Source organism: Bacillus sp. SKDU12 (assembly GCF_010093085.1).
GTDB classification, from domain to species: Bacteria; Bacillota; Bacilli; order Bacillales; family Bacillaceae; genus Bacillus; species Bacillus mexicanus.
Genome location: NZ_MSRC01000006.1, coordinates 59,410 through 83,150 on the forward strand (window position 1 = coordinate 59,410; position 23,741 = coordinate 83,150).

26 protein-coding genes, 1 pseudogene and 1 riboswitch are annotated in these 23,741 nt (G+C 45.5%); of the genes and pseudogenes, 9 read left to right on the forward strand and 18 right to left on the reverse strand.

What is annotated here, in order from left to right:
* Positions 1-9 precede the first annotated feature (9 nt).
* On the reverse strand, positions 10-744 hold the full coding sequence (locus BTW01_RS05160) for a hypothetical protein (RefSeq protein WP_162101959.1): 735 nt from the start codon (positions 742-744) through the stop codon (positions 10-12).
* Between the two features lie 247 nt (positions 745-991).
* Here BTW01_RS05160 and BTW01_RS05165 point away from each other — a divergent pair, with 247 nt between their 5' ends.
* On the forward strand, positions 992-1,177 hold the full coding sequence (locus tag BTW01_RS05165; RefSeq protein WP_162101960.1) for a YjzD family protein: 186 nt from the start codon (positions 992-994) through the stop codon (positions 1,175-1,177).
* Positions 1,178-1,222: 45 nt separating this feature from the next.
* Here BTW01_RS05165 and BTW01_RS05170 read toward each other — a convergent pair whose 3' ends face one another.
* From BTW01_RS05170 to BTW01_RS05230, 13 genes and pseudogenes are all read right to left on the reverse strand, one after another.
* A complete protein-coding gene (locus BTW01_RS05170; RefSeq protein WP_162101961.1) occupies positions 1,223-1,402 on the reverse strand; it encodes a YjzC family protein in 180 nt (59 codons plus the stop codon).
* A gap of 99 nt (positions 1,403-1,501) precedes the next feature.
* Positions 1,502-2,446: an ornithine carbamoyltransferase gene (argF, locus tag BTW01_RS05175; RefSeq protein WP_162101962.1), complete on the reverse strand. Its 945-nt coding sequence runs from the start codon at positions 2,444-2,446 to the stop codon at positions 1,502-1,504.
* On the reverse strand, positions 2,434-5,526 hold the full coding sequence (locus BTW01_RS05180) for a carbamoyl phosphate synthase large subunit (protein WP_162101963.1): 3,093 nt from the start codon (positions 5,524-5,526) through the stop codon (positions 2,434-2,436). The genes argF and BTW01_RS05180 overlap by 13 nt, the downstream gene beginning before the upstream one ends.
* Positions 5,519-6,580 carry a carbamoyl phosphate synthase small subunit gene (locus BTW01_RS05185; protein WP_162101964.1) on the reverse strand — a complete coding sequence of 354 codons (1,062 nt, stop codon included), beginning with the start codon at positions 6,578-6,580 and terminating at the stop codon, positions 5,519-5,521. Before BTW01_RS05185 ends, BTW01_RS05180 begins: the two co-directional genes overlap by 8 nt.
* 70 nt (positions 6,581-6,650) lie before the next feature.
* Positions 6,651-7,808, reverse strand: coding sequence for an acetylornithine transaminase (locus BTW01_RS05190; protein WP_162101965.1), 1,158 nt, complete (start codon positions 7,806-7,808; stop codon positions 6,651-6,653).
* Positions 7,805-8,581: an acetylglutamate kinase gene (gene argB, locus BTW01_RS05195; protein WP_162101966.1), complete on the reverse strand. Its 777-nt coding sequence runs from the start codon at positions 8,579-8,581 to the stop codon at positions 7,805-7,807. Before argB ends, BTW01_RS05190 begins: the two co-directional genes overlap by 4 nt.
* A 14-nt stretch (positions 8,582-8,595) precedes the next feature.
* The gene (gene argJ, locus BTW01_RS05200; RefSeq protein WP_162101967.1) at positions 8,596-9,816 is read right to left on the reverse strand and encodes a bifunctional ornithine acetyltransferase/N-acetylglutamate synthase; all 1,221 of its coding nucleotides are present in this window, start codon (positions 9,814-9,816) and stop codon (positions 8,596-8,598) included.
* Between the two features lie 19 nt (positions 9,817-9,835).
* Positions 9,836-10,873, reverse strand: a complete 1,038-nt coding sequence (gene argC / locus BTW01_RS05205; protein ID WP_162101968.1) for an N-acetyl-gamma-glutamyl-phosphate reductase — start codon at positions 10,871-10,873, stop codon at positions 9,836-9,838.
* A gap of 202 nt (positions 10,874-11,075) precedes the next feature.
* A pseudogene (locus BTW01_RS05210) lies at positions 11,076-11,571 on the reverse strand (MFS transporter).
* Positions 11,572-11,615: 44 nt separating this feature from the next.
* Positions 11,616-13,049 (reverse strand): FAD-binding oxidoreductase, encoded by a 1,434-nt coding sequence (locus BTW01_RS05215; RefSeq protein ID WP_162101969.1) that lies wholly within the window; start codon positions 13,047-13,049, stop codon positions 11,616-11,618.
* A 48-nt stretch (positions 13,050-13,097) separates the two neighbouring features.
* Positions 13,098-13,268 carry a YqaE/Pmp3 family membrane protein gene (locus BTW01_RS05220; protein WP_162101970.1) on the reverse strand — a complete coding sequence of 57 codons (171 nt, stop codon included), beginning with the start codon at positions 13,266-13,268 and terminating at the stop codon, positions 13,098-13,100.
* Between the two features lie 65 nt (positions 13,269-13,333).
* Entirely contained in the window at positions 13,334-13,642 is a 309-nt protein-coding gene (locus BTW01_RS05225) for a metal-sulfur cluster assembly factor (protein ID WP_003224525.1), read from the reverse strand.
* 63 nt (positions 13,643-13,705) lie between these two features.
* Positions 13,706-14,473: a prolyl oligopeptidase family serine peptidase gene (locus tag BTW01_RS05230; protein ID WP_162101971.1), complete on the reverse strand. Its 768-nt coding sequence runs from the start codon at positions 14,471-14,473 to the stop codon at positions 13,706-13,708.
* Between the two features lie 120 nt (positions 14,474-14,593).
* Between BTW01_RS05230 and yitU the strand changes: the two genes are divergently transcribed.
* The 3 genes from yitU to BTW01_RS05240 all read left to right on the forward strand — a co-directional run bounded on the left by yitU (position 14,594) and on the right by BTW01_RS05240 (position 15,860).
* Complete coding sequence (gene yitU / locus BTW01_RS05235; protein WP_162101972.1) at positions 14,594-15,406, forward strand: 5-amino-6-(5-phospho-D-ribitylamino)uracil phosphatase YitU; 813 nt, start codon at positions 14,594-14,596, stop codon at positions 15,404-15,406.
* A gap of 104 nt (positions 15,407-15,510) precedes the next feature.
* Complete coding sequence (locus BTW01_RS18260; RefSeq protein ID WP_202923590.1) at positions 15,511-15,663, forward strand: hypothetical protein; 153 nt, start codon at positions 15,511-15,513, stop codon at positions 15,661-15,663.
* Complete coding sequence (locus tag BTW01_RS05240) at positions 15,663-15,860, forward strand: DUF3813 domain-containing protein (protein WP_162101973.1); 198 nt, start codon at positions 15,663-15,665, stop codon at positions 15,858-15,860. The genes BTW01_RS18260 and BTW01_RS05240 overlap by 1 nt, the downstream gene beginning before the upstream one ends.
* Before the next feature lie 31 nt (positions 15,861-15,891).
* Here BTW01_RS05240 and BTW01_RS05245 read toward each other — a convergent pair whose 3' ends face one another.
* Positions 15,892-16,347, reverse strand: coding sequence for a BsuPI-related putative proteinase inhibitor (locus BTW01_RS05245; protein WP_419724061.1), 456 nt, complete (start codon positions 16,345-16,347; stop codon positions 15,892-15,894).
* Positions 16,348-16,365: 18 nt separating this feature from the next.
* Positions 16,366-17,208 carry a YitT family protein gene (locus BTW01_RS05250; RefSeq protein WP_162101974.1) on the reverse strand — a complete coding sequence of 281 codons (843 nt, stop codon included), beginning with the start codon at positions 17,206-17,208 and terminating at the stop codon, positions 16,366-16,368.
* Between the two features lie 136 nt (positions 17,209-17,344).
* Here BTW01_RS05250 and BTW01_RS05255 point away from each other — a divergent pair, with 136 nt between their 5' ends.
* Entirely contained in the window at positions 17,345-18,196 is an 852-nt protein-coding gene (locus BTW01_RS05255; protein WP_162101975.1) for a DegV family protein, read from the forward strand.
* Positions 18,197-18,236: 40 nt separating this feature from the next.
* Here the strand turns inward: BTW01_RS05255 and BTW01_RS05260 are convergent, their stop codons facing one another.
* Complete coding sequence (locus BTW01_RS05260) at positions 18,237-18,527, reverse strand: DUF3784 domain-containing protein (protein WP_162101976.1); 291 nt, start codon at positions 18,525-18,527, stop codon at positions 18,237-18,239.
* Positions 18,528-18,639: 112 nt separating this feature from the next.
* A complete protein-coding gene (locus tag BTW01_RS05265) occupies positions 18,640-19,488 on the reverse strand; it encodes a S1 RNA-binding domain-containing protein (protein ID WP_162101977.1) in 849 nt (282 codons plus the stop codon).
* Positions 19,489-19,635: 147 nt separating this feature from the next.
* Between BTW01_RS05265 and BTW01_RS05270 the strand changes: the two genes are divergently transcribed.
* From BTW01_RS05270 to BTW01_RS05285, 4 genes are all read left to right on the forward strand, one after another.
* Entirely contained in the window at positions 19,636-20,127 is a 492-nt protein-coding gene (locus tag BTW01_RS05270) for a YajQ family cyclic di-GMP-binding protein (protein ID WP_162101978.1), read from the forward strand.
* A 98-nt stretch (positions 20,128-20,225) separates the two neighbouring features.
* Positions 20,226-20,344: riboswitch (SAM riboswitch) on the forward strand.
* A 90-nt stretch (positions 20,345-20,434) separates the two neighbouring features.
* Entirely contained in the window at positions 20,435-22,273 is a 1,839-nt protein-coding gene (locus BTW01_RS05275; RefSeq protein ID WP_162101979.1) for a bifunctional homocysteine S-methyltransferase/methylenetetrahydrofolate reductase, read from the forward strand.
* 90 nt (positions 22,274-22,363) lie between these two features.
* A complete protein-coding gene (locus tag BTW01_RS05280) occupies positions 22,364-22,813 on the forward strand; it encodes a GNAT family N-acetyltransferase (RefSeq protein ID WP_162101980.1) in 450 nt (149 codons plus the stop codon).
* Between the two features lie 5 nt (positions 22,814-22,818).
* Entirely contained in the window at positions 22,819-23,670 is an 852-nt protein-coding gene (locus tag BTW01_RS05285) for a GNAT family N-acetyltransferase (RefSeq protein ID WP_162101981.1), read from the forward strand.
* The last annotated feature ends 71 nt before the right edge of the window (positions 23,671-23,741 follow it).

The window sequence follows — 23,741 nt, forward strand, 5'->3', positions numbered from 1 at the left end:
TTGTATTCTTTACAACTCTTTTTCATGACTGTGAAAAAATTTGCATATTGACGCATAAATTCTATTTGGATGCTCAGATAGGTGAAATGTCATATCGACCGGTGAACCTTGCTTTTGCTGTTTTTTCTTATATGCTTCGGCATGTACGCTGTACGGATAAGGAGCTCCGGTCATACGCTGCCATATATGAACAGGCACATTGCTTGGATAGCCTTCAATTGTTTTGTAGCGGAGCACTTCTGCTTCTTTTACTGAAATGCCATAGCTTTCCGATACTTCTTTTAAAAATTGCTTATAGAAAAATTTATTTTCTTTTTCTGATTCATAATGTGCCTGAAGATCGAGACAGGGATTCAGCATTGTGGCTGAACGGATAAGATCCGGGGAAAAACGAAGCAGTTCATCGGCCACTAGAGCACCCATTCCCTCTGCTAAAATATGAATCTTCGGATTGAGGATTCCCTGCTTCAGCACGAAATGTGTCAGCTGCTTGGCATATGTGACCGCTTTTTCCGCACCCCAATGTCTTCCGAACAAATTGCTGTTAAAAAGGGTATATCCTTCATTCCTCAGCATGTTCAGCAGCTGATTTCTTCCGTAATGCTGAAGCCAAAAGCTTGAATCATTCGCCACAAAGTGAGTTCTGTCCCCAAAGATAAAAATGCCAAAGCCGTTCGGGCGATAGGGCAGATGAATGACATTATGCTCCGTTCCCAATTGAAAGAATCTTTCCGTTATTCCCATCGCTTGCCCGCCTCCTTTCACACTTCATCTCACGCTATCTTATGTAAAAAGAAAAGAAACGAATAAGGTAAAGTCCTAGCCTTTACAGTTTTGGCTATTATATTGATTATGATTTCATGTTTTACCATTAAATTGTGACGAATCAGACTCTTTTGCCACTTCACTTTCTGCTAAAATTGGATTCCCCCTTCGCTTTTTGTATGGTATGATAGCTTTTAGAATAGAATGAGAAGGACGAGGTGGAAACGTGCGATATATTATTGCCTTTATTTGGACGTTCCTTTTATCACATATGGCATGTTATTTGGTTGCCAGCATGAATAACGCTGAATACAATATTAAAACATCATCTATCATTGCTGTTGTACTGTATGTTTTAATCATCGTTTTAGCAGAAATCATGCCTATGAACAAAAATGCAAACCAGCATTAAAAAGCCAAAAACCCAAAACATTTATTGTTTTGGGTTTTTTCTTGGTCACGGCTTTCTTTTATATGTCCACAGCCGATTGTGATTTGATGTTTCGGGGAACATATCCCCTGCTGACAGGTTGATTTTTTGAGGATTTTTCACCATACTTCCTGTCTCGCCGATTTCTACGTAAATCCCGTTATTAGGCGCTTTCTGTCCGGGCCTGAATTGATGCTGCTGTCCCACTGTTTTTCCTCCTTTTCCTTTTTGCTGTAGTATGCGCCTAAGCGGCTGTGAATATGTTGTCATTAAAAAACTGCTGAGCCGGACTCAGCAGTTTTTTGATTATTCCTCTTTGTATAAAATGGCTTTCAGCAGTGCTTTTTGTACATGGAGACGGTTTTCCGCCTGCTGGAATACCGCTGAATTCGGACCGTCAATAATCTCTGCAGTGACTTCTTCCTCACGATGCGCAGGGAGGCAGTGCAAAAATGTATAATCAGGCTTGGCATGGCTGACAAGCGCCGTATTCACCTGATACGGTGCAAAGACAGCGAGGCGCTCTTGTTCTTCCGCTTCCTGCCCCATGCTTGTAAACACATCTGAATATATGACATCCGCGTCTTTTACAGCTTCAATCGGATCATCTGTAAGGGTGATGGAAGCACCTGTTTGAAACGCAGCAGCTGTTGCCGCTTCTACAGCCTCATCCAGCACTTTATAGCCTTTGGGCGAAGCGATCGAGATATCACAGCCCATTTTCGCGCAGCCGATCATTAATGAGTGCGCCACGTTATTTCCGTCACCGACGTACGCGACTTTCACGCCTTTAAGCTTCCCTTTCGTTTCCTTAATCGTCAAAAGATCGGCCAGCGCCTGGCATGGATGGTATTTATCCGTAAGTCCGTTGATGACTGGAATATCAGCTTCTTTAGCAAGCTCCTCCACCTTTTCATGCTCAAAGGTCCGGATCATGATGGCATCCACATAGCCTGACAGCACTTTTGCCGTATCAGCGACAGTTTCACCGCGTCCAAGCTGAATATCGTTCCGGCTTAAGAAAAGGGCGCTCCCGCCCAGCTGCGCCATGCCGGCTTCAAATGAAACACGAGTCCGCGTTGATGATTTTTCAAAAATCATCGCTAAGGTTTTGCCTTGGAAAATAGGCTGGATTTTGTTTTGTTTCAACTCACCGGCTTCTGCAAGCAAGGAACTGATATCCTGTTCAGTGAGATCCTTTAACGTTAATAAATCTTTTCCGTATAAACTGGCTTGCGTCACTGTATGCATGATGCCACTTCCTTTTTATAGAGATCTTTGAGTGATACAGGCAGAGGATTCCCTGACCCGCTTTGTAAAAATGCCCGCACGGTTTCTTCTTCTGTAAAGACAGGGATACCGTGCGTCATGGCTTCTAAACGTTCCTTACGCGCTTCTTCGGAGCCGCTCAGATTGATGTGAAGCGCTTTTTCGCTCTGTTCCATCCATGTGGAAAATGCCCCGTCATAAACGGTAAAACCAGCCTTTTCTGCTAACTCCTTGATATCTGCCGGTTCGTTTTGCAAATATACGCTTCCTTTTTGATTCCAGATTCGTGTATAGATTTTTTTCAAGGCGCTGTCTGCATCATACGCAACACACATGCCTTCACCCGTTGATTTCATTTCCGGACCCAGCTTGACATCCACATCCTGGATTGCGTGAGACGAAAACACAGGGAACTTCACGGCAACTCCATGATGATTTTGAACTGCCGGGTTTACCTCTTTTAAAGACGCCCCAGCCAGCAGACGTGTGGCGAGCGGAATCATCGGAACACCCATTACTTTGCTGACGACAGGAACCGTGCGGCTTGCTCTTGGATTCACTTCAAGAACGAGAATGTGTCCATTGTCGATCACAAATTGAATGTTCATGATGCCTTTAAAGGAAAGCTTTCGGGCAATTTTTTGCGCGGCATCTTTAATTCCCTGCTGCAGCCCGCTTGTGATGGACGGTCCGGGAAGGATGGCAAAGCTGTCTCCCGAATGGACACCCGCCCGTTCGATATGTTCTGTATAGGTCGGAATAAAGACATCTTCGCCGTCAGAAATCAAATCAATTTCGACTTCTTTTCCTGGCACATACTGATCAATTAAAATTGGGTATGGCAGGCTGTTTTCACTCTTCAGCAGCTCAGAAAGCTGGGATTTCGAGTCCACAATGATCATGCCCATTCCGCCAATAACATAAGATGGACGGATAAGCACCGGATAACCGAGCTCATCAGCTTTTTGAGCGGCCTCTTCTTTTGTATAAGCGATTTCGCCTTTTGCGTGGTTCAATCCGAGCTCATCAAGAAGCTGATAGAATTGGTCACGGTCCTCTAACACGTCGAGCGTTTTAAACGATGTGCCGAGTAAGGTAATGCCGGCTTTTTCTAGCGCTTCCGCGGCATTGATTGCGGTTTGGCCGCCAAATTGCACGATAGCAAAATCAATGTTTTCCTGCTCCGCTACGTTTAAAATGTGCTCCGTTGTCATCGGTTCAAAATACAGGCGGTCCGCAATTTCATAATCGGTGCTGACCGTTTCCGGATTATTGTTGATCATGATGGTTTCGAATCCAAGCTCTTGCAGTGTCAGCACACCGTGCACAGCACTGTAATCAAATTCAACGCCTTGGCCGATCCGAATCGGGCCTGAACCGATAATCAGCGCGCGCTTTTTCTCTTTGTGGCTGATGTCCCCATCTGTCTCTCCGAAATATGTGGAGTAAAAGTAGTTTGTTTTCGCATCAAACTCAGCCGCGCATGTATCGACAATTTTGAAGGAAGGCATAATGCCCAGCTCCTTGCGAAGTGTGCGCACCTCTCCTTCTGTCTTGCCGATAAGCGAGGCAATCGTCGCGTCAGAAAATCCCTTTTCCTTTGCTTTTTTCAATAAGTCAAAAGAGATATCTCCGTCTGTTTCCATCATACGGTTTTCCATTTTGATGATGTTGTCAAAGGTATGCAGAAAAAACGGATCAATTTTTGTTTTCGCATGGATGTCATCAATCGTTATGCTACGGCTCAGCAGCTCCATGACGACGAAAAATCTGCGGTCGTCCGGCGTGACTGCCAGCTCCCAAAGTGAATCAATCGATAATCCGCTGAGCTCTGGTAAGTGTGTACCGATATTTTTCAGTTCAAGAGACGCTGCTGCCTTTTGTATTGCCGCTTCTAAATTCCGTTCAATCGCCATCACTTCACCGGTGGCTTTCATTTTTGTGCCAAGCTTGCGGTCTGCGTTCTTGAATTTATCAAACGGCCAGCGCGGAAATTTGACAATCACATAGTCCAGCGCAGGTTCAAAGCTTGCGTAAGTCGAGCCTGTGAGGGGATTTTCCAGCTCATCAAGGGTGTAACCGACTGCCAGTTTTGCAGCCATCTTCGCAATCGGATAACCGGTTGCTTTAGATGCGAGAGCAGATGACCGGCTCACCCGCGGATTCACTTCGATGACGTAATATTGCTTGCTGAATGGATCGAGCGCGAATTGAATATTGCAGCCGCCTACGACATCAAGTGCCGAGATGATCGTCAGGCTTGCCGTCCGCAGCATTTGATAATCTTCATCCGTTAACGTTTGTGACGGCGCCACAACGATGGAGTCACCTGTATGCACACCGACAGGATCGATGTTCTCCATGTTGCACACGGTAATACATGTGTTATTGCTGTCACGCATGACTTCATATTCGATTTCTTTAAAGCCGGCAATGCTTTTTTCCACAAGGCATTGATTGATCGGGCTTGCTAATAGCGCCTGCTTGATCATAGCTGTAAAGGCCTCTTTATCAGGGGCAATACCCCCGCCCTTTCCGCCTAATGTGTAAGCTGGTCTGATAATGACAGGAAAACCGATGGATTCCGCAAAACGGATAGCGTCAGCCTCGTTATCAACAATTTCACTCTCCGGCACTGGCTGGTTCAAATCATTCATCAGCGCACGGAATTTTTCCCGGTCTTCACCTTTTTGTATCGTTTCAACGGATGTCCCGAGCAGTTTGACGCCGTGCTCTTTTAAAACACCCGTTTCTTCAAGCTCCACCGCTAAATTTAACGCGGTCTGCCCGCCTAAATTGGCAAGAAGTCCATCAGGCTGTTCTTTCTGAATGATGGCTGTCAGGCTTTCTGCTGTCAGCGGCTCAAAATAAATGTCGTCAGCGAAGGCTTCATCGGTCATAATGGTCGCCGGATTGTTGTTGACGAGGATCACCCGATAGCCTTCCTCTTTCAGCGCGATGCACCCTTGAGTGCCTGAATAATCAAATTCTGCCGCCTGCCCGATGATGATCGGACCTGAGCCGATTACTAATATGCTTGAAATACTGGTGTCTTTAGGCATGCGCAATTTCTCTCCTTGCTGGTATCACGTTGTTTACATAATCGTCAAAAATCCATTCGCTTTCCGCAGGGCCTGGATGGGCCTCTGGGTGAAATTGAACACTTATGACAGGCCATTTTTTGTGGGAAAGCCCTTCAACTGACGTATCATTGACATGATGAAACCTAATCGTAAGCTCTTCTTGATTAATAGACTTTTCATCAACCACGTAGCTATGATTTTGGCTTGTCATAAAAACGCGTTTCGTTTCACGGTCGATGACCGGATGATTTGCGCCCCTGTGTCCGAATGGCAGCTTAAATGTATTCCCTCCGAACGCGAGCGCGATCAGCTGATGGCCGAGACAGATGCCGAGAGTCGGAAACTGGCTGATGATGCTTTTAATCTTTCCTAAATACGGCTGAATGGCTTTCGGGTCTCCAGGTCCGTTCGATAGCACAATGCCGTCCGGCTTTAAATCGCAGACAGCTTCCATTTGCTGATACGGCACCACAGTGACCTTGCAGCCTCGTTTGACGAGTGCTGACGCGATGGACTTTTTATAGCCGAAATCGATAAGAGCGATATGTTTATTTCCGTCACTTATGGTGCTGATTTCCTGTGCGGAAGCCTGCTGTGCCACGTTCTCTGGCTGGAGAGCGACCTCAGCTGCTTCTTTAGAGGCTGTGACAGTCGCACCCATCGTTCCGTTTGCGCGGATTTTTTTCACAACTGCCCTCGTATCGACATGGGTCAAGAGCGGAATGTTCCATTTCTGCAAATACTCCTTGAGGCTGTATACTGCTTCATGATGTGAAAAATGATCACACGCCTCATAGACAACCGCGGCTTTCACTTGCGGTTTCTTGCTTTCAAAATCCTTTTCATTAATACCGTAGTTGCCAATCAGCGGGTAGGTAAATACGATAATCTGTCCTTTATATGATGGATCTGTCAGCACTTCCTGGTAGCCTGTCATTCCTGTAAAAAAAACAGCCTCTCCTGTGCAGCTTTCATGACCGTCCAGCTCGCCGCTGAACGCCGTTCCATCTTCTAACACTAAATAACCTTCCATCTAACAGCCCGCCTCCCGATGTATAATTAATTATTAAAATGAATTTTTATGCCTTTATACCGAAAAAAATTTACTGTTTTACAGCCGAATGCTGAGCGATTGCCTGTTTCAGTTTGCTGATTGCTTCTGCAAGCTCATCCTGTGTCACGGTAAGCGGCGGCAGCAGCCGAATGACGTTCGGGCCGGCCGGCAAAACAAGCAAGCCTAATGTCTGCAATTCAGTAATAATGTCAGCAACCGGTCCATCACACTCAATTCCAAGCATTAATCCTTTCCCGCGGATTTGTTTGACAAACGGGTTTGTCAGCTGAGCCTCAAGCTCTTCTTTTAAAAATATCCCTTTGTCAGCAGCCTCTTGCAGAAAATCAGGCTGGAATACAATTTGCAATGTGGCATTCACAGCTGCCATCGCCAGCATATTTCCTCCGAAGGTTGTTCCGTGAGAACCAGGAGTAAATGCTTCTCCTAGCTGTTTTTTGCCGATGACAGCACCGACTGGAAAACCGTTTCCCAAACCTTTTGCGACTGTGATGATATCTGGTGAGAGTCCGAAGTGCTCGTATGCGAAGACCTTCCCCGTCCGCCCGATGCCGGTTTGGATTTCATCAACAATCAGAAGGGCCTCTTTTTCTTTGCAAAACGATTGGACAGCTGTTAAAAATTCAGCGCTCGCCGGATTGACTCCGCCTTCTCCCTGTATTGTCTCAAGCATCACCGCCGCAATGCCATCTTCCTTCTTAAGAGTCTCAAAAGCGGAAGGGTCGTTGTACGGCAAATAGTGAAAACCTTCCAGCATCGGGCCAAAGCCTGTTTTGATTTTATCCTGTCCAGTCGCAGCCATTCCTGCATATGTGCGGCCATGGAACGACTGAAGAAACGTGATGATTTTCGTCTTTCCAGTTGCTTTTCGGGCGAGCTTGATCGCGCCTTCATTCGCTTCCGCACCGCTGTTGCAGAAAAAGACGAGATCTCCCGCACTGTGCGCAGCCAGCTTTTGTGCCGCTTGCTCTTGAAGACTGTTTTGAAATAGGTTGGATACGTGCCATACGCTGTCGAGCTGTTTTTTGACTGCTTCGGTAACCGTTTCATGACAGTGACCTAAGTTAGATACTGCAATTCCCTGAATGAAATCGAGATAGGTTTTGCCGTTTTGATCCTCAACGTACGTTCCCTCTGCTTTTTTGATGTCAATATCCCAGCGGCCGTAGGTTTGAAATAAGCTGCTCATGAAACAGTCTCCTTTGCTTTGACGATTTTTGTTCCTTGAAAGGCTTGTTCTGACAAGAATGATCCTTTTCCGTTTACGATCATGACTTCTGACATCTGATTTGATAAAGCTGATAAGGCTGAATTGACCTTCGGAATCATTCCCCCTGTGATGACTTTCTGCTTGATCAGCATCTGAATCTCCTCAGAGGTGAGCATGTCAACGCGCTGCTTTTCTTTCATGATTCCATCTACATCTGTAACGAACATCAGCTTATCAGCTTCAAGCGCTCCGGCTACTGCTGATGCTGCCAAGTCGGCATTCACATTCAGCGTCTTGCAGTCACTTGTCATAGACAGCGGGGCAATAACAGGAATGATGCCTTTTTCCATCAGAGCCTTCACCATAGATGCATCGACTTTTTTGATTTCTCCGACCTCCCCGTATGTTTCCCGATCGAGATAATCCGCCTCCAAAAGACCGCCGTCCTTGCCGGAGATTCCTGCAGCACACAATCCGTGTTTGGCAAGCTCGGCAACAAAAAATTTATTCACAGAGCCGGATAAAACCATTTCAGCCACTTCCAGCACTGGCTTTGTTGTTTTCCGCTGACCTCCCGAAAACTCTGTTTTGATATTTAACCGTTTCAGCATATTTGTAATCTCCGGGCCGCCGCCGTGAACGATCGCCAGTTGCCATCCTGAAGCCATCAGCTCTTTCAGGTTATGAAAAAATTCCTCAGACAGCTCACGGATGACACTCCCTCCGCATTTAAAAACGATTGTTTTCTTCATTGTGCTCCCCTTTATTACGTGCGATAGCTCGCGTTAATTTTGATATAGTCATAAGTCAGGTCACAGCCCCACGCTCTTCCGTTCCCGTCACCTTCATTCATCTTTATGACAATCGTGATTTCATCTCCTTCAAGGTATTCCTTGGCGATAGATTCAGAGAATGGCTGAGGTTCATTATGTTTAAACAGGCATTGGCCCCCGAGATAAACCTCTACTTCTTCTGCCGTCACCCGGGCCGCACTGTGTCCAATGGCTCCGATGATGCGCCCCCAGTTGGCATCTGTTCCGTAGACCGCCGTTTTCACGAGGCTTGAGCCGACAATTTTTTTTGCAATCACGTTTGCATCAAGATTGTTTTTCGCGCCCTGCACTTGGGCTTCGATTAGTTTTGTCGCGCCTTCTCCGTCTCTGGCAATCTCTTTCGCCAAATCCTCGCAAGTAAGCAAGAGCGCTTTTTTAAAGACCGGCCAATCTGGGTGATCTTCTGTCAGGCACTCGTTTTCTGCACAGCCGTTCGCCATGACCAAGACCATGTCGTTCGTGGATGTTTCACCATCAACTGTGATTTGGTTAAATGAAACGTCAGTGATATCACGCAGCGCCTTTTGCAGTGTTTTTTCTTCGATTGCTGCATCCGTTGTCACAAACCCGAGCATCGTAGCCATGTTTGGATGAATCATTCCCGAGCCTTTAGCCGCTCCGCCGATCGTGACTGTTTTGCCGCCAATTGTCAGCTTATAGCACGTCTGCTTGATCACAGTATCTGTTGTTAAAATCGCTTCTTCAAAATCGCCTGATCCAGCAGAAGTATGTGTCAGCAGCTCGATCCCCGACTGAATTTTTTCCATATCTAAATGTTCGCCGATAACGCCTGTTGATGAAACAGCGACAAGCTCGGGCTCAATGCCAAGCTGTGAAGCGAGGCTCTCCCGCATTGTGTATGCGTCCCTTATGCCCTGTTCCCCCGTGCAGGCATTGGCAATAGCGCTGTTGACGATAACGGCTTTTAATGCTGCCCCATGCTTTAAGCTGGCTTGTGTCACTTTGATGGGAGCTGCCTGAAAATGGCTTTGCGTATACACCGCTGCGCTTACGGCCGGTGTATCGCTGATAATGACGCCGATGTCTTTTTTTGAGTAGCGCAGCCCGCAATGTACGCCCTTTGCCTGAAACCCTTTTGGCGAGGATATATCACCTGTTACTTTTACAATTTGATCTTCACTTAACTGAATCATGATTCGAGTCTCTCCCGTTCTATGGATATATTGGCGTCATGGTGAGTCCAGTCTCTTCATTCCAGCCATTCATCAAATTAAAGTTTTGCACAGCCTGACCGGCGGCACCCTTCATTAAATTATCGATTACCGAAACGATCGTGACCCTGTTCGTTCTCTCATCAAGGGTCACAGCGATATCACAGAAATTGCTGCCGTACACTTCCTTCGTTTGCGGATACTGTCCTTTTGGCCTTACTCTCACAAAATATGAATCTTGGTAAAATTCCGAATATAGATTATGCAGATCACCTGCTGATAGATTAGAGGATACTTGCGTGTACATCGTCGCCATGATACCTCTTGTCATCGGAACCAAGTGGGCTGAAAACGTAATAGGACCAAGTCCCGGCTGCCATTCTTGCAGCGCCTGTTCAATTTCAGGCGTATGCTGATGTTCATTCACTTTATAAATTTTAAAATTGTCGTTCAGCTCAGAATAATGAGTTCCCATAGATGCTTTTCTTCCCGCTCCGGAAATACCGGTCTTCGCATCAACGATAACGAAAGATTCATTGATCAGCTTCTTTTGAGCCAATGGCGCGAGGCCAAGCAAAACAGCTGTTGGAAAACAGCCCGGATTGGCAATGAGTTTCGCCTGTTGAATTTGCTTATGATTCAATTCTGCCAGCCCGTATACTGCCTCATGAATCACATCCTTCGGTGCCGCCGCCCGTTTATACCACTTTTCATATTCAGCCGGCGCTTGTATCCTCAGATCACCTGACAGATCAATAACCGAAATTCCCGCGCCTGCCAGCTGCGGAGTCAATTCACTTGATACCCCGGGCGGCGCAGCAAGAAACATGACATCTATTTCGCGTTTGATCGTATTCATATCAATCGGCTTCAGCTTTTGATTCTCTAAGCCGGTAAGATGGGGATACATCTCGCTATAGACATTCCCTTCTCCGCTGGATGAATAAAGTATACATTCTTCTGCATGAGGGTGATGCGAGAGAATCCTGACAAGTTCGGTGCCTCCGTATCCTGTAGCCCCTACAATTCCTATTTTCAAATCAAATTCACCTTCTTGGTCTTTGTGAAATTATTTAACATTATAACATGAATAAAAATTAATTCAATCGTATATTTAATATTTTTATTCATTTATATATTTTCTGTTCTATGAAAATCCAGCTCAAAAAACCTAACATGATTTCATTAGAAAATGTTGATCTGACGCCTTTTTTAGCAATATAAAAAACAGACTGAACATGTCAGCCTGTTTTCATCATCATCAATCCGCTCAAAAAATAAAGAATAGAGCTTGCATAAAAAAATCATTTGCACTGTAAAAAAGTCGGCGAGAAAGCCGCCGAGCATAATGGCGACTGCTGAAAAGACAGCTGTCCAAAAATGATAATTCCCAATCTTCTTTCCCCGCTCGCCGCCATCTGTAAAATTGGCGATCAGCACTTTTTCTCCGTGCTTTTGCATCGCGCCAAAGAGCCCTAACAGCACTTGGACGATGTACACTTGAACGACACTGCCAATCTGCGGGACATACAGAAGCAAAACAGCCATGCCCCAAGAGTTTGCAAGCAGAAAATAACGGCTGTCAAACCTTTCAGACAGCCGTCCGAGAAGCGGATAAATGAGCGCTCCGCTCAGCCCGAACAATCCGTAGGAAAAACCGAACTGCGTGTAGCTCGATCCGATATTTTTCACAAACAATATATAAAATGGAAAGATTAAGCTGCTTGCGAAAAACACGCTGCTTTGTGATAATGTCAGCCATTTTAATTTATTTTTCCCCATTATTTATACCTCTGATAAAAGTAATTCATAAAGCGTTCATCCGGATCATACGTTCTTTTTTTCTGAAAAAACGCTTCGCTTTTCTGATATGCCTGTCTCATTTGCGCTTTTGTCTGGTAAGTCATATACGGCAAATAATAGCTGCCTCCATGTTTGATGGCAACGTCTGTCATGCGCCTGATGATCCGGGCAGTGTCATTCTGGTCTTCTTTCGAAAAGCCTTCATTTATCAAAAGCACAAGTGAAAACATATCATCTTTCGCATAGGAAAGATCGGCCTTTTCATTTTTTTGCACATAGCGGATCGTAATGTTTAAAAGGTTCAAGTTTTCCGGCGACAGCGTTTGTCTCAGGTCGTCAATATAGGACGCATACTCCTTTACCGGCACAAAATATTCTTGCAGGACATCTGTGTTGTCGTTGTTTTCATATTCGAGAAATGCTGATTCGGACCGCATGACGTTATTGCGTGAAATTTTTGTTCCGTTTTGGTTTACAAAGTAGGATTGCTGCGTATTCCACAGCCAATTTCTTCCCCACTCATATCGTCTTGACAAGCCGAGCGCAAACTTTGTGGCCCCCGTATACTCGTCTTCTTTAAGATTGCTGTATGATGACAGCTGATTCTGATGATCAGCCAATTCATAATTCGTGACATACATATCTTTCAGAAACCCTTTTTTCGCTGTTGAAATTCGCGCCAGATGCATTCGGACATCAGGATTTTCTTTTACGTGCTTTGTAAAATAGTCGGCGTATTCACTGTAATTCATTGTTTCAGTCTGCATGACATACAGCTCATCATTCGTCAGCTCAAGCGTTACATCAAGAATCACGCCAAAAAGACCGTACCCTCCGATGACAGCTGTAAATAAATCATCTTTTGGAGTAACAGTGACAATCGTTCCGTCCGCTTTTAAAAGCCGAAATGATTTGACTGTATCAATCAGCGAGCCATAGCGGATATCACGTCCGTGCGCATTGGCGCTGAGTGATCCTCCAATTGTAAAAATGTTTTGCGACTGCATGACTTTTACCGCAAGCCCGTATGGATTCACGTATTTCTGGATGTCATTCCACGTCGCGCCGCTTTGCACTCTGATCGTTTTTTTCTCTTGATTGAGGGACAGGATTTTGTTGTAGCCCGTCATGTCTAGAACAATGCCGTCCTCGTAATATGTATGGCCGCCCATGGAATGCTGCGTCCCGGCGATTGAAATCTTTATGTTTTTTCGGTTTGCCTCTTTGACCGTGTCAATGAGCGTTTCCTCTTCCTGCCCTTTTACTGCCTGCTTAATTTTCACTGGCATCAGGCGGCTGACATCCGTCATTTCGTTTGTGTCTGCTTTTTGATCTGTTATGTGCACAGAGTACGCAAACAGGGCCGCATACGCGCCTGTACAGAGCGCGAATGCGAGCAATTTCTTTTTCATGGCGCTCTCCCTGCTATTTTTTTATATCCCTTATTATATGTTTCCAGGTTATCTTCTTGTCCGTTTTTCAGCGCGGCGGTCGGCAACGATAAAGCAGGCATGAATCGCTCCCGGCAGCCAAAAAATACAGGTCAATATGAGATTCAGCAATGCCTGAAACGGCTTGCCCGAAAACAAAACAGCTAGCGGCGGGCAAAGGACAGCTAGCAGATACATCATGTTAAGTTCACTCCTTCCAGCTGTAAAAAAGGACAGCCTCCCATATCAGGCCGTCCTTTTTTGTTTTATTGAATGCCTAGCGCGATTTTCGCGTATCTGGACATTTTGTCTCGTGTCCACGGCGGATTCCACACAATGTGAACCTCTGTCTCTTTTACTTCCGGAATATCCGCTAATGCTTTTTTTACTTCATCAACGATAATCGGCGCTAGCGGGCAGCCCATTGATGTCAATGTCATTGTAACGTGCGTTAAGCCGTCTTCATCCATATCAACATCGTATACCAAACCAAGGTTTACGATGTCAACGCCAAGCTCAGGATCGACTACCTGTTCCAAGGCGCCCATGATGTTTTCTTTTAATGCTTCTTCCACGTACCCTCACTCCTTTTTTCTACAGTATAACGTAAACCCAGCCCTTGTTCATACCTTTGTGCTTTATAAGTGCGTGTCAAACCATTCAATCGTTTTTAACACAGCCGTCCGCGGGACTTTATGGTCAGCATGTTCATCACCGATAAATTGAAGACGTTCCGGCTGCTCGCTGTAATGGGATTTGATCGTCTCATAAAATTTCCGGGTCGGTGCATAAGGCACGACTTTGTCTTTTTCGCCGTGCCAAAATAATAACGGACGCTGTCGCAGTTTCTCCGGCTGTAGGCTGAGATCACGTAATTCGAGACGCTTCATCAGCTCTTCTACCTTTTCTTCCGGCATGGCGATATCAATGCCTTGAGATTTGATATGATCAATTTGCTGCTGAAACAGCTCCACATAGTTCGGGCTTCCCATCAGACTGACGCCGGCTTTTATCCAATCATAAGCAGTCAATGCGCCAAGCGTCGTGATGCCGCCCATTGATGTGCCTGCCAGACCGATGCGGCCGCCGTCTATCAGGCCCTCTTTTTCAAAATGGGTTTTGAGTGCGCCAACCTCTTCAATCTCATTGAGCACGATGTCCCAAAAGTATCCGGCCAGTTCTTGAACAGTCATTTGCTCACCCCGCTGGCCATGGTGCAGAGCCTCTGGCAAAACGGCTCTAAAGCCTTTCTCCGCAAGCAGATAAGCAATATGAAGGTTGTGTTCCTTCGCGCTTGTAAAACCATGTATAAAGATCACGAGAGGAACAGCGCGATGCCTGTTCTCTTCCTTTACAATATGTAAAATCGGAATACCGGAAACGGTTTGATTTTCAATTTGAATCACAATGTGCCCCTCCTTAGGATAACCATAATCATAAGTGTAACATGTAGACAATAAAGATGGTAAAAAGCTACACTGGAAGTAAGGCAAAACAAGTAAAGACTATGGCTAAAGGAGCTTTTCATGGAGACAAAACCCTATTTAATCGCATTAGACTTAGATGGAACATTATTAAAGGATGATAAAACCATATCAGAAAACACCCTTCGGACGATACAGCGTCTAAAAGATGACGGGCATTATGTCTGCATCGCGACAGGGCGTCCGTACCGTTCAAGCTCCATGTACTATCAGCAGATGGGGCTGACAACACCGATTGTCAATTTCAACGGAGCGTTTGTCCATCATCCGCAGGACGACAGCTGGGGAAGGTATCATACATCACTGCCGCTTGAAGTTGTCAAACAATTAGTGAATATCAGCGAGAGTTACAATGTACATAATGTGCTTGCTGAAGTGATTGACGACGTGTATTTTCATTATCATGACGAGCATCTGATTGATGCCTTTAACATGAACACAACACATGTGACGGTCGGAGACTTGCGGGAAAACCTCGGTGAAGATGTGACATCTGTGCTGATTCACGCCAAAGAAGAAGATGTGACAGCCATACGCTCCTATTTATCGGATGTGCATGCCGAGGTGATTGACCATAGAAGATGGGCTGCGCCGTGGCATGTCATAGAAATTATTAAAAGCGGCATGAATAAAGCAGTCGGTCTCCAGAAAATCAGCGATGGTTATGGTGTGCCGAGAGAGCGGATCATCGCTTTTGGAGATGAGGATAACGATCTGGAGATGCTTGCATTCGCAGGCTGCGGTGTTGCAATGGGAAATGGAATTGACGAGGTCAAGCAGATTGCCAACCGAACAACGGTTACAAATGAAGAGGATGGCGTCGCAAGGTTTTTAAAAGAATATTTCTCGCTTTAAAGAACGGCTCGTATTAATTTTTCCCACTCATAATCCGTACTTTGTCCCACCATACTATTGAAGACGACTCATCTCGTCAAAGTATGGAAGGGGGCAATCTCAAAATGGGTAAACGAAGCAAATCCAAAAGGTTTATTCACCAGGGTAAAGACTCCATCGGGCAACACGCCGCAAGATTTCCATATCGGTCTACATTAGAAGAAGCTCACCAGCATGCCGCGGCACGAGACTCGGCTGAAAGGCAGTATGAATATTAATGAGAAATGAACTGTTTCAGCAGGCAAAATCATTTGTTCAACAGGCTGTCATGGTGACAAACGGCTTTGAAGAAGGCGATCAGGAGCAAGCGATTCTGAGAGCTAAAAATGCTGTATCTTCTGCGTATGCCAATTCGACAGATGCGGAGCGTCACCAGCTGCATCAATTTCAAGATCAGCTGGATAAACTGCAATAAAAAAAGGCTATGGCGCTTTCGCCATAGCCTCTTATTTGACTTCAAACTGCTGAACAGCCTGAACTTGCTTGAGATTCTCCGCTTTGCCCTTAAATGTCACTTTCACCTCATAGGTTCCGGGTTCAGGGACTTCCTTCCACATATCAGAAAAATCATATGTTTCTCCAGGTTCAAGTGTCAGATTTTGAAAAGCCTGCGTAAACATTTTGCCTTTCGAATATCGGTATCTTTCTTTACGCTTAGAATCATACACGACGAGTTCAAATTTTTGCCCTGTGCTGAATTGAAACTCAACAGCACGTTCGCTTTGGTTCTTCAGCGACATGTTAAACTTGATTTGTTCAGGCTCCTGAATGGCGTCAACAGATAAAACAATCTCTTGATTCTCCAATCCGCCTGATACCTCCTTATCGGGTTCTGTCTGGTCCTCTTTCCCGCAGCTTATCAAAAGCAGCACGGGCAGAAGCATCACAAGCAGCCGTTTCACGACTTCCACCTGCTTTCGTCAGTCTTTTCTAAAGAAACCAAAAATCCCTGTCGTTTGCACGATGTTCGTAAATGCTTTCGGATCAACCTCTTTGACGATCTTCTCTAAATCGTATAGTTCATACCTTGTGATGACGATAATCATCATTTCTTTCTGTTCGTTTGTAAATGCGCCCTTAGCCGGCACAGTTGTGATGCCGCGCACCATTTTTCCGTAAATGGCTTCTTTGATTTCGTCCGCTTTTTTCGTCACGATCATTGCCGTAAGCTTCATGTGGCGAGTATGAATGGCGTCAATCACCCTCGTTGTCACATACAGTGTAACAAGGGTATATAATGCTTTCTCCCAACCTTGCAATAATCCTGCCGTCAAGATAATAATTCCGTTCAGGATAAAGAAATATGTGCCGACGGGTTTGTCTTTCCACTTTGCAAGCACCATGGCGACGATATCGAGTCCGCCTGTCGAAGCGCCGTATTTTAATGTTAAGCCGATGCCGACCGCGGAAATGACGCCGCCGAACACTGCGTTCAGCAAAATGTCATGTGACAGGCTTGTTTCAGGCAGAATTCCCATAAACAGAGTAGTGAGTGCGACACTTAAAATGCTGTACACCGTAAATGATTTGCCGACCTTCAGCCATCCTAAAATACCGACCGGAATGTTTAGGAGGAACAAGAGCGTTCCCGTCGATATGTAAAAGGGAGCATATTCCACAACGACGCTTGATAAAAGCTGAGCGACACCTGTAAATCCGCTGGCATATACATCTGCCGGAATCAAAAACAGGTTTAGCCCGGCCGCATTGAGTAAAGCGCCGATGATGACGACGAGTAATTTTTTTGTTTGATCTAGTACCATGGCAGTTCCTCCGCTCTTTCTTCTTTATTATGTTTTCCCTTAAAACAAATATTTGAACACGATTTTGGCAAATTAATATGATATAGTTGGCTTAACTCTTATTATAACGAGCGATAACGGAAAGAAGGGAAGCAATATGACAGTTCATCTCATCGCTGACAGCGCCGCCGATCTGCCCCGTTCTTATTTTGAAGAAAACAGCATCGGCTTTATTCCGCTCAGAGTCTCTCTCGGCGATAAAGAATTCGAAGATGCGGTCACAATAGATGCGGATCAGGTATTTGAAGCGATGCAAAATGGCGAAACGCCTAAGACGTCCCAAGCCTCACCGCAAACGATTAAAAATATGTTTTTGCAATATGCCGAAACAGGTGATCCCGCTCTTTACATTGCCTTTTCCTCAGGCCTCTCCGGCACATATCAGACAGCTGTGATGATGGCGAATGAAGTGAAGGAGGAATTCCCCGATTTTGATTTGCGGGTCATTGATTCCAAATGCGCTTCATTAGGATACGGCCTGGCAGTCCGTCATGCTGCCGATCTCTGTATCAACGGGATTACAATACAAGAAATTGAAACGTCTGTAAAGAACTTTTGCGAACAGCTTGAGCACATTTTTACCGTTGATGATCTCACATATCTTGCAAGAGGCGGCCGCATCTCCAAAACGTCCGCTTTTGTCGGCGGCCTGCTGAATATTAAACCGCTGCTTCATATGGAGGACGGCAAGCTTGTGCCTCTGGAAAAAATCCGCGGACAGAAAAAACTATTCAAACGGATTATTGAACTTATGAAAGAGCGCGGTGCTGATTGGAGCAATCAAACTGTAGGAATCAGCTACGCCGTCAACGAAGAAAAAGCCATTGCCATGAAACACTTGATTGCGGATGAATTTAAGCCGAAAGAGATCATCATTCATTCAATCGGTTCTGTAATCGGCTCGCACGCAGGTCCCGGCACATTGGCCATATTCTTTTTAGGAAAATGAACAAACAAAAACCTCCAGTATTTGATGCGGTCTGGAGGTTTTATAGCAATGTTTTCTTTACATACATGATGACTCCCGCTCCATATGCCAAAATCATAGGCGGAATCAGCTGGTCTTGTCCTTGAAATGAAATAAACCCATTTAACAGAATAAACATCCCTGAATTCAGAAAAAAGTATCCCGCAATTCTAGCCAGACGGTCTTTGTCACGTATCCGGGACTCACCGAAACCGGACAGTATCCATGTTTGCTTTTTTATTCCTGCCATATAAGCAATCCAAAAGAAAAGCACCGCAATCAAGATCAATAAAAAATCGATCCGAATTTCCATAAACTCTCCCCCTGTCTTTTCACTGACAAAACACTCTGTCTCCCGTAATAATACGTAACAGCACTTTATTTATGAAGTCCTTTGATAAAAAAATAGAAGGCGCACGGGCCTTCTATTTTTTCTCGTATGTCCATCCATTTTCCTGATATACTTTCCCGTTTTTCATCAAATGGCCGAGCGCGCGTTTAAAGGCGGCTTTGCTCATGTTAAACTGTTCTCTGATATCATCAGGCTGGCTTTTGTCACTATACGGCATGGCGCCGTTTCTTGTTCTCATATACGTCAAAATGTACTCTGCATCTACAGACAGCGCATCCTGTTTTCTCGGCAATAGCGACATGTTGACTGAACCGTCTTCTTTCACTTGAATCACTCGTCCCGTGATTCTTGAACCGAGTCTCGGCTCCTCTTTTCGTTCTGAAGGATGGATAAAACCTCTGATGCCTTCATCCGTAATGACGAATGAACCCGTGGCGATTAATCTATACACCGTACCTGTCAGCTCTTTATTCATCAGATTTTCCGGAGCATCGGTAAACAGTTCGCTGATGACATCTTCCGGCGCTGGTTTCGCAAACATCCGCCCCCGGTTCGTCACCTTCAGCATACAGTAGAGCTTGTCGCCTTTTTGTGGCCAGACATCCTCGTATGGAGGCAAATGCTCAGTTGCGACAAGCGCGTCCTTGGATAAGCCGACATCCACGAAAACGCCCATATCTTCCACTTTATCCACCACTTCAACCCAGTCGTACTCGTCCGCGCTGATGACCGGAATTTTCATTGTGGCCGCAAGCCTTTCCTGCTGGTCGACATATATAAAGACCTCTACTTCGTCTCTGTCCTCGATATCCTCTGTTATTTCACTATTATGTAAGAGAATCGTATCCTCCCCGTCGGTTAAAAAGTAGCCGAAATCGGTTTGGTGATCTATACTCAAGGTTAATTGCTGCCCTGGTCTCATGCTATCTTCCTTCCTGTTCCGCTCATTTTTCCGCGGATTTTGTTTACATTTTTTCCAAGCATCACAAATTGATTCTATGTTCTGTTGGAAGTTTCTCTTTATTCTACTATAATCAACACATAAGTGAAATGTTATGGAGGTTTTCGTATGGCAAAAGAAAGTTCATTTGATATTGTATCCAAAGTAGAATTGCCTGAAGTGCAAAACGCGATTCAAACCGCACTGAAAGAAATCAGCACTCGCTATGACTTTAAAGGGAGCAAAAGCGACATTTCTTTAGAGAAAGAAGAGCTTGTCCTCATTTCTGATGACGAATTCAAATTAAGCCAGCTGAAAGATGTGCTTGTCGGTAAATTGATTAAACGAAACGTGCCGACAAAAAACATTGATTACGGCAAGGTAGAAAGCGCGTCAGGCGGAACAGTGCGCCAGCGTGCAAAGCTGGTACAAGGCATTGACAAGGACAATGCCAAAAAAATCAATACGATCATCAAAAACACCGGACTGAAAGTAAAGTCTCAAGTGCAGGATGACCAAGTGCGCGTGACAGGAAAAAACAAGGATGACCTGCAGCAGATTATCACAGCAGTGAGAGCCGCAGACCTCCCAATTGACATTCAATTTATAAATTTCAGATAAATTTTCTGAATCCTATTGATTATTGTCTTTATTTTCGGTAAATTTGGAGAAAGGGAAAATGCCAGGCGCACTTCCTGAATACGAAAATTTCATATCCGTTCTTATCAAGAGAAGCAGAGGGACTGGCCCGACGAAGCTTCAGCAACCGGTGTAATGGCAATTCAGCCATAACCAAGGTGCTAAATCCAGCAAGCTCGAACAGCTTGGAAGATAAGAAGAGACAATATCACTGACAAAGTCCTCTTCTTAAGAGGACTTTTTTTATTTCTCTTTTTTCCTTGCTGAATGTGAATAAAGGAGGCTGACAATGGGACTTTTAGAAGATTTGCAAAAACAGGTGTTAATTGGTGACGGGGCCATGGGAACGCTTCTCTATTCCTATGGCATTGACAGGTGCTTTGAGGAGCTCAACATTTCAAAGCCAGAGGACATCCAGCGTATACATAAAGCGTACGTTGAGGCTGGTGCCAACATTATTCAAACAAATACGTACGGAGCCAATTATATTAAATTATCCAGGCACGGGCTTGAGGGTGATATCAAAAAAATGAATCAGGAGGCGGTAAAAATCGCGCGGGCTTCAGCAGGCGATGCATACGTTCTTGGAACGATGGGCGGCATCCGCACATTTAATAAAAACGCCTACAGCCTTGACGAGATCAAACGCAGCTTTCGCGAGCAGCTGTATCTTCTGCTGCATGAAGAGCCGGACGGCTTGCTGTTAGAAACGTATTACGATTTGGAAGAAGCCCGTGAAGTGCTGAAAATCGCCCGTAAAGAGACTGGACTTCCAATTATGCTTAATGTCTCCATGCATGAGCAAGGCGTACTGCAGGACGGAACGCCGCTTTCTGAAGCATTGCGGTCAATTGCAGATCTCGGCGCCGATATCGTCGGCATTAATTGCCGGCTCGGCCCTTACCACATGATTGAAGCACTCAGCGAAGTGCCGATTTTTGATGATGTCTTCTTATCAGTTTATCCAAACAGCAGCCTTCCCTCGCTTGAAGAAGGGCGGCTCGTCTATGAAACAGACGACACCTATTTTCAGCAAAGTGCGTCAGAATTCCGCAGGCAAGGCGCACGAATTATCGGCGGCTGCTGCGGCACCACACCGAATCATATCCGGGCGATGGCGGAAGCCGTTGGCGATCTTGCTCCAATTACAGAAAAAGAAGTCAAAACCCCGGCGAAAGAATATATTTCTGTTCAGCAGGAGCGGACAGAACCTGGCCTGAATGAGATCGCCACGAAAAAACGCTCCATCATCGTAGAGCTGGACCCGCCGAAAAAATTGAGCTTTGACAAATTTCTGTCCGCCGCTGCTGAATTAAAAGAAGCGGGAATTGATGCCCTGACACTCGCTGATAATTCTTTGGCAACCCCGCGGATCAGCAATGTAGCCTGCGGCTCCCTTGTGAAGCAGCAGCTTGATATGCGCTCCCTTGTCCATATTACGTGCCGTGACCGGAACATTATCGGCTTGCAGTCACATTTAATGGGCCTTGATACATTAGGGCTGACTGACGTGCTGGCTATCACGGGTGATCCTTCTAAAATCGGGGATTTTCCGGGTGCGACGTCTGTGTATGATTTAACATCCTTTGATTTAATCAGGCTGATCAAACAGTTCAATGAAGGGCTGTCCCTGTCTGGAAAACCGCTTGGCAAGAGAACGAATTTCTCAGTTGCCGCCGCATTTAATCCTAATGTTCGCCATCTGGACAAAGCGGTCAAACGGCTGGAGAAAAAAATAGACTGCGGCGCGGATTACTTCGTTTCTCAGCCTGTCTATTCTGAACAGCAGCTTGTCGACATTCATAACGAAACAAAACATTTGAAGACGCCGATCTATATCGGCATTATGCCGCTGACAAGCAGCAGAAATGCAGAGTTCATCCACCATGAAATTCCCGGGATAAAGCTGTCTGACTCTATTCGCGAAAAAATGGCCCTCGCCGGAGAGGATAAAGAGAAGCAAAAAGCAGAAGGCCTTGCGATCGCACGCTCCTTGCTGGATACAGCATGCGAGTTGTTTAACGGCATCTACTTGATTACACCCTTTCTCAGATCTGACTTGACCGCTGAACTTAGTACATATATTCAGCAAAAAGATGAACAGCGTAAAAATATTTACTTGCACTAACACGGAGGACTGCCCAAAGCCAATTGGGCGGCCTTTTTTTATCTCATTCGTGTTACGATATAAAAAAATCAGTTTTCAAGGAGGAACCTTATGCTCGAGGTCAAAACCATTTCCCCAGAAGATACTTATGAAATCCGGCACCGTGTTCTGCGTCCCCATCAAACCATTGAACAATGCCAATATGAACAGGATGATGCGCCAGGCGCTTTTCATCTCGGCGCGTATTATGCAGGCACACTGATCAGCATCGCTTCTTTTTCTCCTCAACCTCAACCATTAGTAACGGCCGACTCCGCATATCAGCTGAGAGGCATGGCAACACTTGAAGGATATCGTGATCAAAAAGCCGGAAGCAAGCTGATGAAATACGCAGAGCAAAAACTGGAAGATATGGGGATAGAGGCGGTCTGGTGCAATGCAAGACACCATGTCAAAGGCTACTACGAAAAGCTTGGCTGGGAAGAACGCGGCGAACCGTTTGAGATTCCCGGCATTGGCACACATATTGTCATGTGCAAAACGCTCGGAATAAGCAGGTGATCTAAATGCACGCAGCAGATGAGCTGATTGAACTTCAAGAAGAACATATCCCCGGCTTATTACGGCTTTGCAGACAAGCCGGATGGCCTGACTACGGCGAACGGGAGCTTCGGATGCTTGTACAGCAAAAGAGCGTTTTCGGCTATCAAAACAGCCAAGGGGACATCATCTCCTGTATCGGTTTGTTTAGATACGGCCGACTCGCTTCTATCGGAATCGTTATCGTCGACAATAAGTACAAACGGCAGGGTTTAGGGCGGCGAATGGTGAACACGTGCATCAGCAAAGCGGATAAGAACGCCTCCATCATGCTTTGTGCAACGAAGGAAGGTTTGCCCCTTTATGAAAAATCCGGTTTTCAAACAGCTGGCTCAGTCCGTAAATACAGCTGCCAACACTTCAAGCCGATGACAAAGAAGCATGACTTTGCGTTGACAGCCTTTACCGAATTGGATTTTCGGGAAGTTCTTGCAGCAGATCAGGCCGCCTTTGGCGGAGACAGATCAACTCTTCTTCACTCGCTTATTTCCCAATCGGACGAAAGCGTGATGATTCGAAATAAAGAAGGCAAGTTGATCGGATACGGTTTATCTGCACAAACGCCGTGCAATCTGAAATTCGGCCCGATCGTTGCCCCATCCTCAGAAGCAGCAGCCCAATTAATCAACAGACTGGCCGCGGGGAAACAAGGACCGATGCGAATCGATGTGCCTGGTGACAGTGTGTCGCTGCATGCCCCCCTGAAAGCGATGGGCTTTCATTTAGACGATGAACCTCCGCTAATGCTTTACCCAAATAAAACATTTCCAGCTAGGAACGGACAATTATTCGCCTTGATTTCACAAGGGCTCGGCTAACCCTTTATTTCCCGAACAGGAAGATTCTGTTCGGTTTTTTTTATGTTATCAAGGACATTCTAATCAGAAGA

What these genes read in the sequence shown, in the direction of transcription:
- BTW01_RS05160 (WP_162101959.1), bottom strand. Translation starts at nt 744, where the DNA reads ATGGGAATAACGGAAAGATTCTTTCAATTGGGAACGGAGCATAATGTC.
- argF (WP_162101962.1), bottom strand. Translation starts at nt 2,446, where the DNA reads ATGCATACAGTGACGCAAGCCAGTTTATACGGAAAAGATTTATTAACG.
- BTW01_RS05180 (WP_162101963.1), bottom strand. Translation starts at nt 5,526, where the DNA reads ATGCCTAAAGACACCAGTATTTCAAGCATATTAGTAATCGGCTCAGGT.
- BTW01_RS05185 (WP_162101964.1), bottom strand. Translation starts at nt 6,580, where the DNA reads ATGGAAGGTTATTTAGTGTTAGAAGATGGAACGGCGTTCAGCGGCGAG.
- BTW01_RS05190 (WP_162101965.1), bottom strand. Translation starts at nt 7,808, where the DNA reads ATGAGCAGCTTATTTCAAACCTACGGCCGCTGGGATATTGACATCAAA.
- argB (WP_162101966.1), bottom strand. Translation starts at nt 8,581, where the DNA reads ATGAAGAAAACAATCGTTTTTAAATGCGGAGGGAGTGTCATCCGTGAG.
- argJ (WP_162101967.1), bottom strand. Translation starts at nt 9,816, where the DNA reads ATGATTCAGTTAAGTGAAGATCAAATTGTAAAAGTAACAGGTGATATA.
- BTW01_RS05215 (WP_162101969.1), bottom strand. Translation starts at nt 13,049, where the DNA reads ATGAAAAAGAAATTGCTCGCATTCGCGCTCTGTACAGGCGCGTATGCG.
- BTW01_RS05220 (WP_162101970.1), bottom strand. Translation starts at nt 13,268, where the DNA reads ATGATGTATCTGCTAGCTGTCCTTTGCCCGCCGCTAGCTGTTTTGTTT.
- yitU (WP_162101972.1), top strand. Translation starts at nt 14,594, where the DNA reads ATGGAGACAAAACCCTATTTAATCGCATTAGACTTAGATGGAACATTA.
- BTW01_RS18260 (WP_202923590.1), top strand. Translation starts at nt 15,511, where the DNA reads ATGGGTAAACGAAGCAAATCCAAAAGGTTTATTCACCAGGGTAAAGAC.
- BTW01_RS05240 (WP_162101973.1), top strand. Translation starts at nt 15,663, where the DNA reads ATGAGAAATGAACTGTTTCAGCAGGCAAAATCATTTGTTCAACAGGCT.
- BTW01_RS05250 (WP_162101974.1), bottom strand. Translation starts at nt 17,208, where the DNA reads ATGGTACTAGATCAAACAAAAAAATTACTCGTCGTCATCATCGGCGCT.
- BTW01_RS05255 (WP_162101975.1), top strand. Translation starts at nt 17,345, where the DNA reads ATGACAGTTCATCTCATCGCTGACAGCGCCGCCGATCTGCCCCGTTCT.
- BTW01_RS05260 (WP_162101976.1), bottom strand. Translation starts at nt 18,527, where the DNA reads ATGGAAATTCGGATCGATTTTTTATTGATCTTGATTGCGGTGCTTTTC.
- BTW01_RS05265 (WP_162101977.1), bottom strand. Translation starts at nt 19,488, where the DNA reads ATGAGACCAGGGCAGCAATTAACCTTGAGTATAGATCACCAAACCGAT.
- BTW01_RS05270 (WP_162101978.1), top strand. Translation starts at nt 19,636, where the DNA reads ATGGCAAAAGAAAGTTCATTTGATATTGTATCCAAAGTAGAATTGCCT.
- BTW01_RS05275 (WP_162101979.1), top strand. Translation starts at nt 20,435, where the DNA reads ATGGGACTTTTAGAAGATTTGCAAAAACAGGTGTTAATTGGTGACGGG.
- BTW01_RS05280 (WP_162101980.1), top strand. Translation starts at nt 22,364, where the DNA reads ATGCTCGAGGTCAAAACCATTTCCCCAGAAGATACTTATGAAATCCGG.
- BTW01_RS05285 (WP_162101981.1), top strand. Translation starts at nt 22,819, where the DNA reads ATGCACGCAGCAGATGAGCTGATTGAACTTCAAGAAGAACATATCCCC.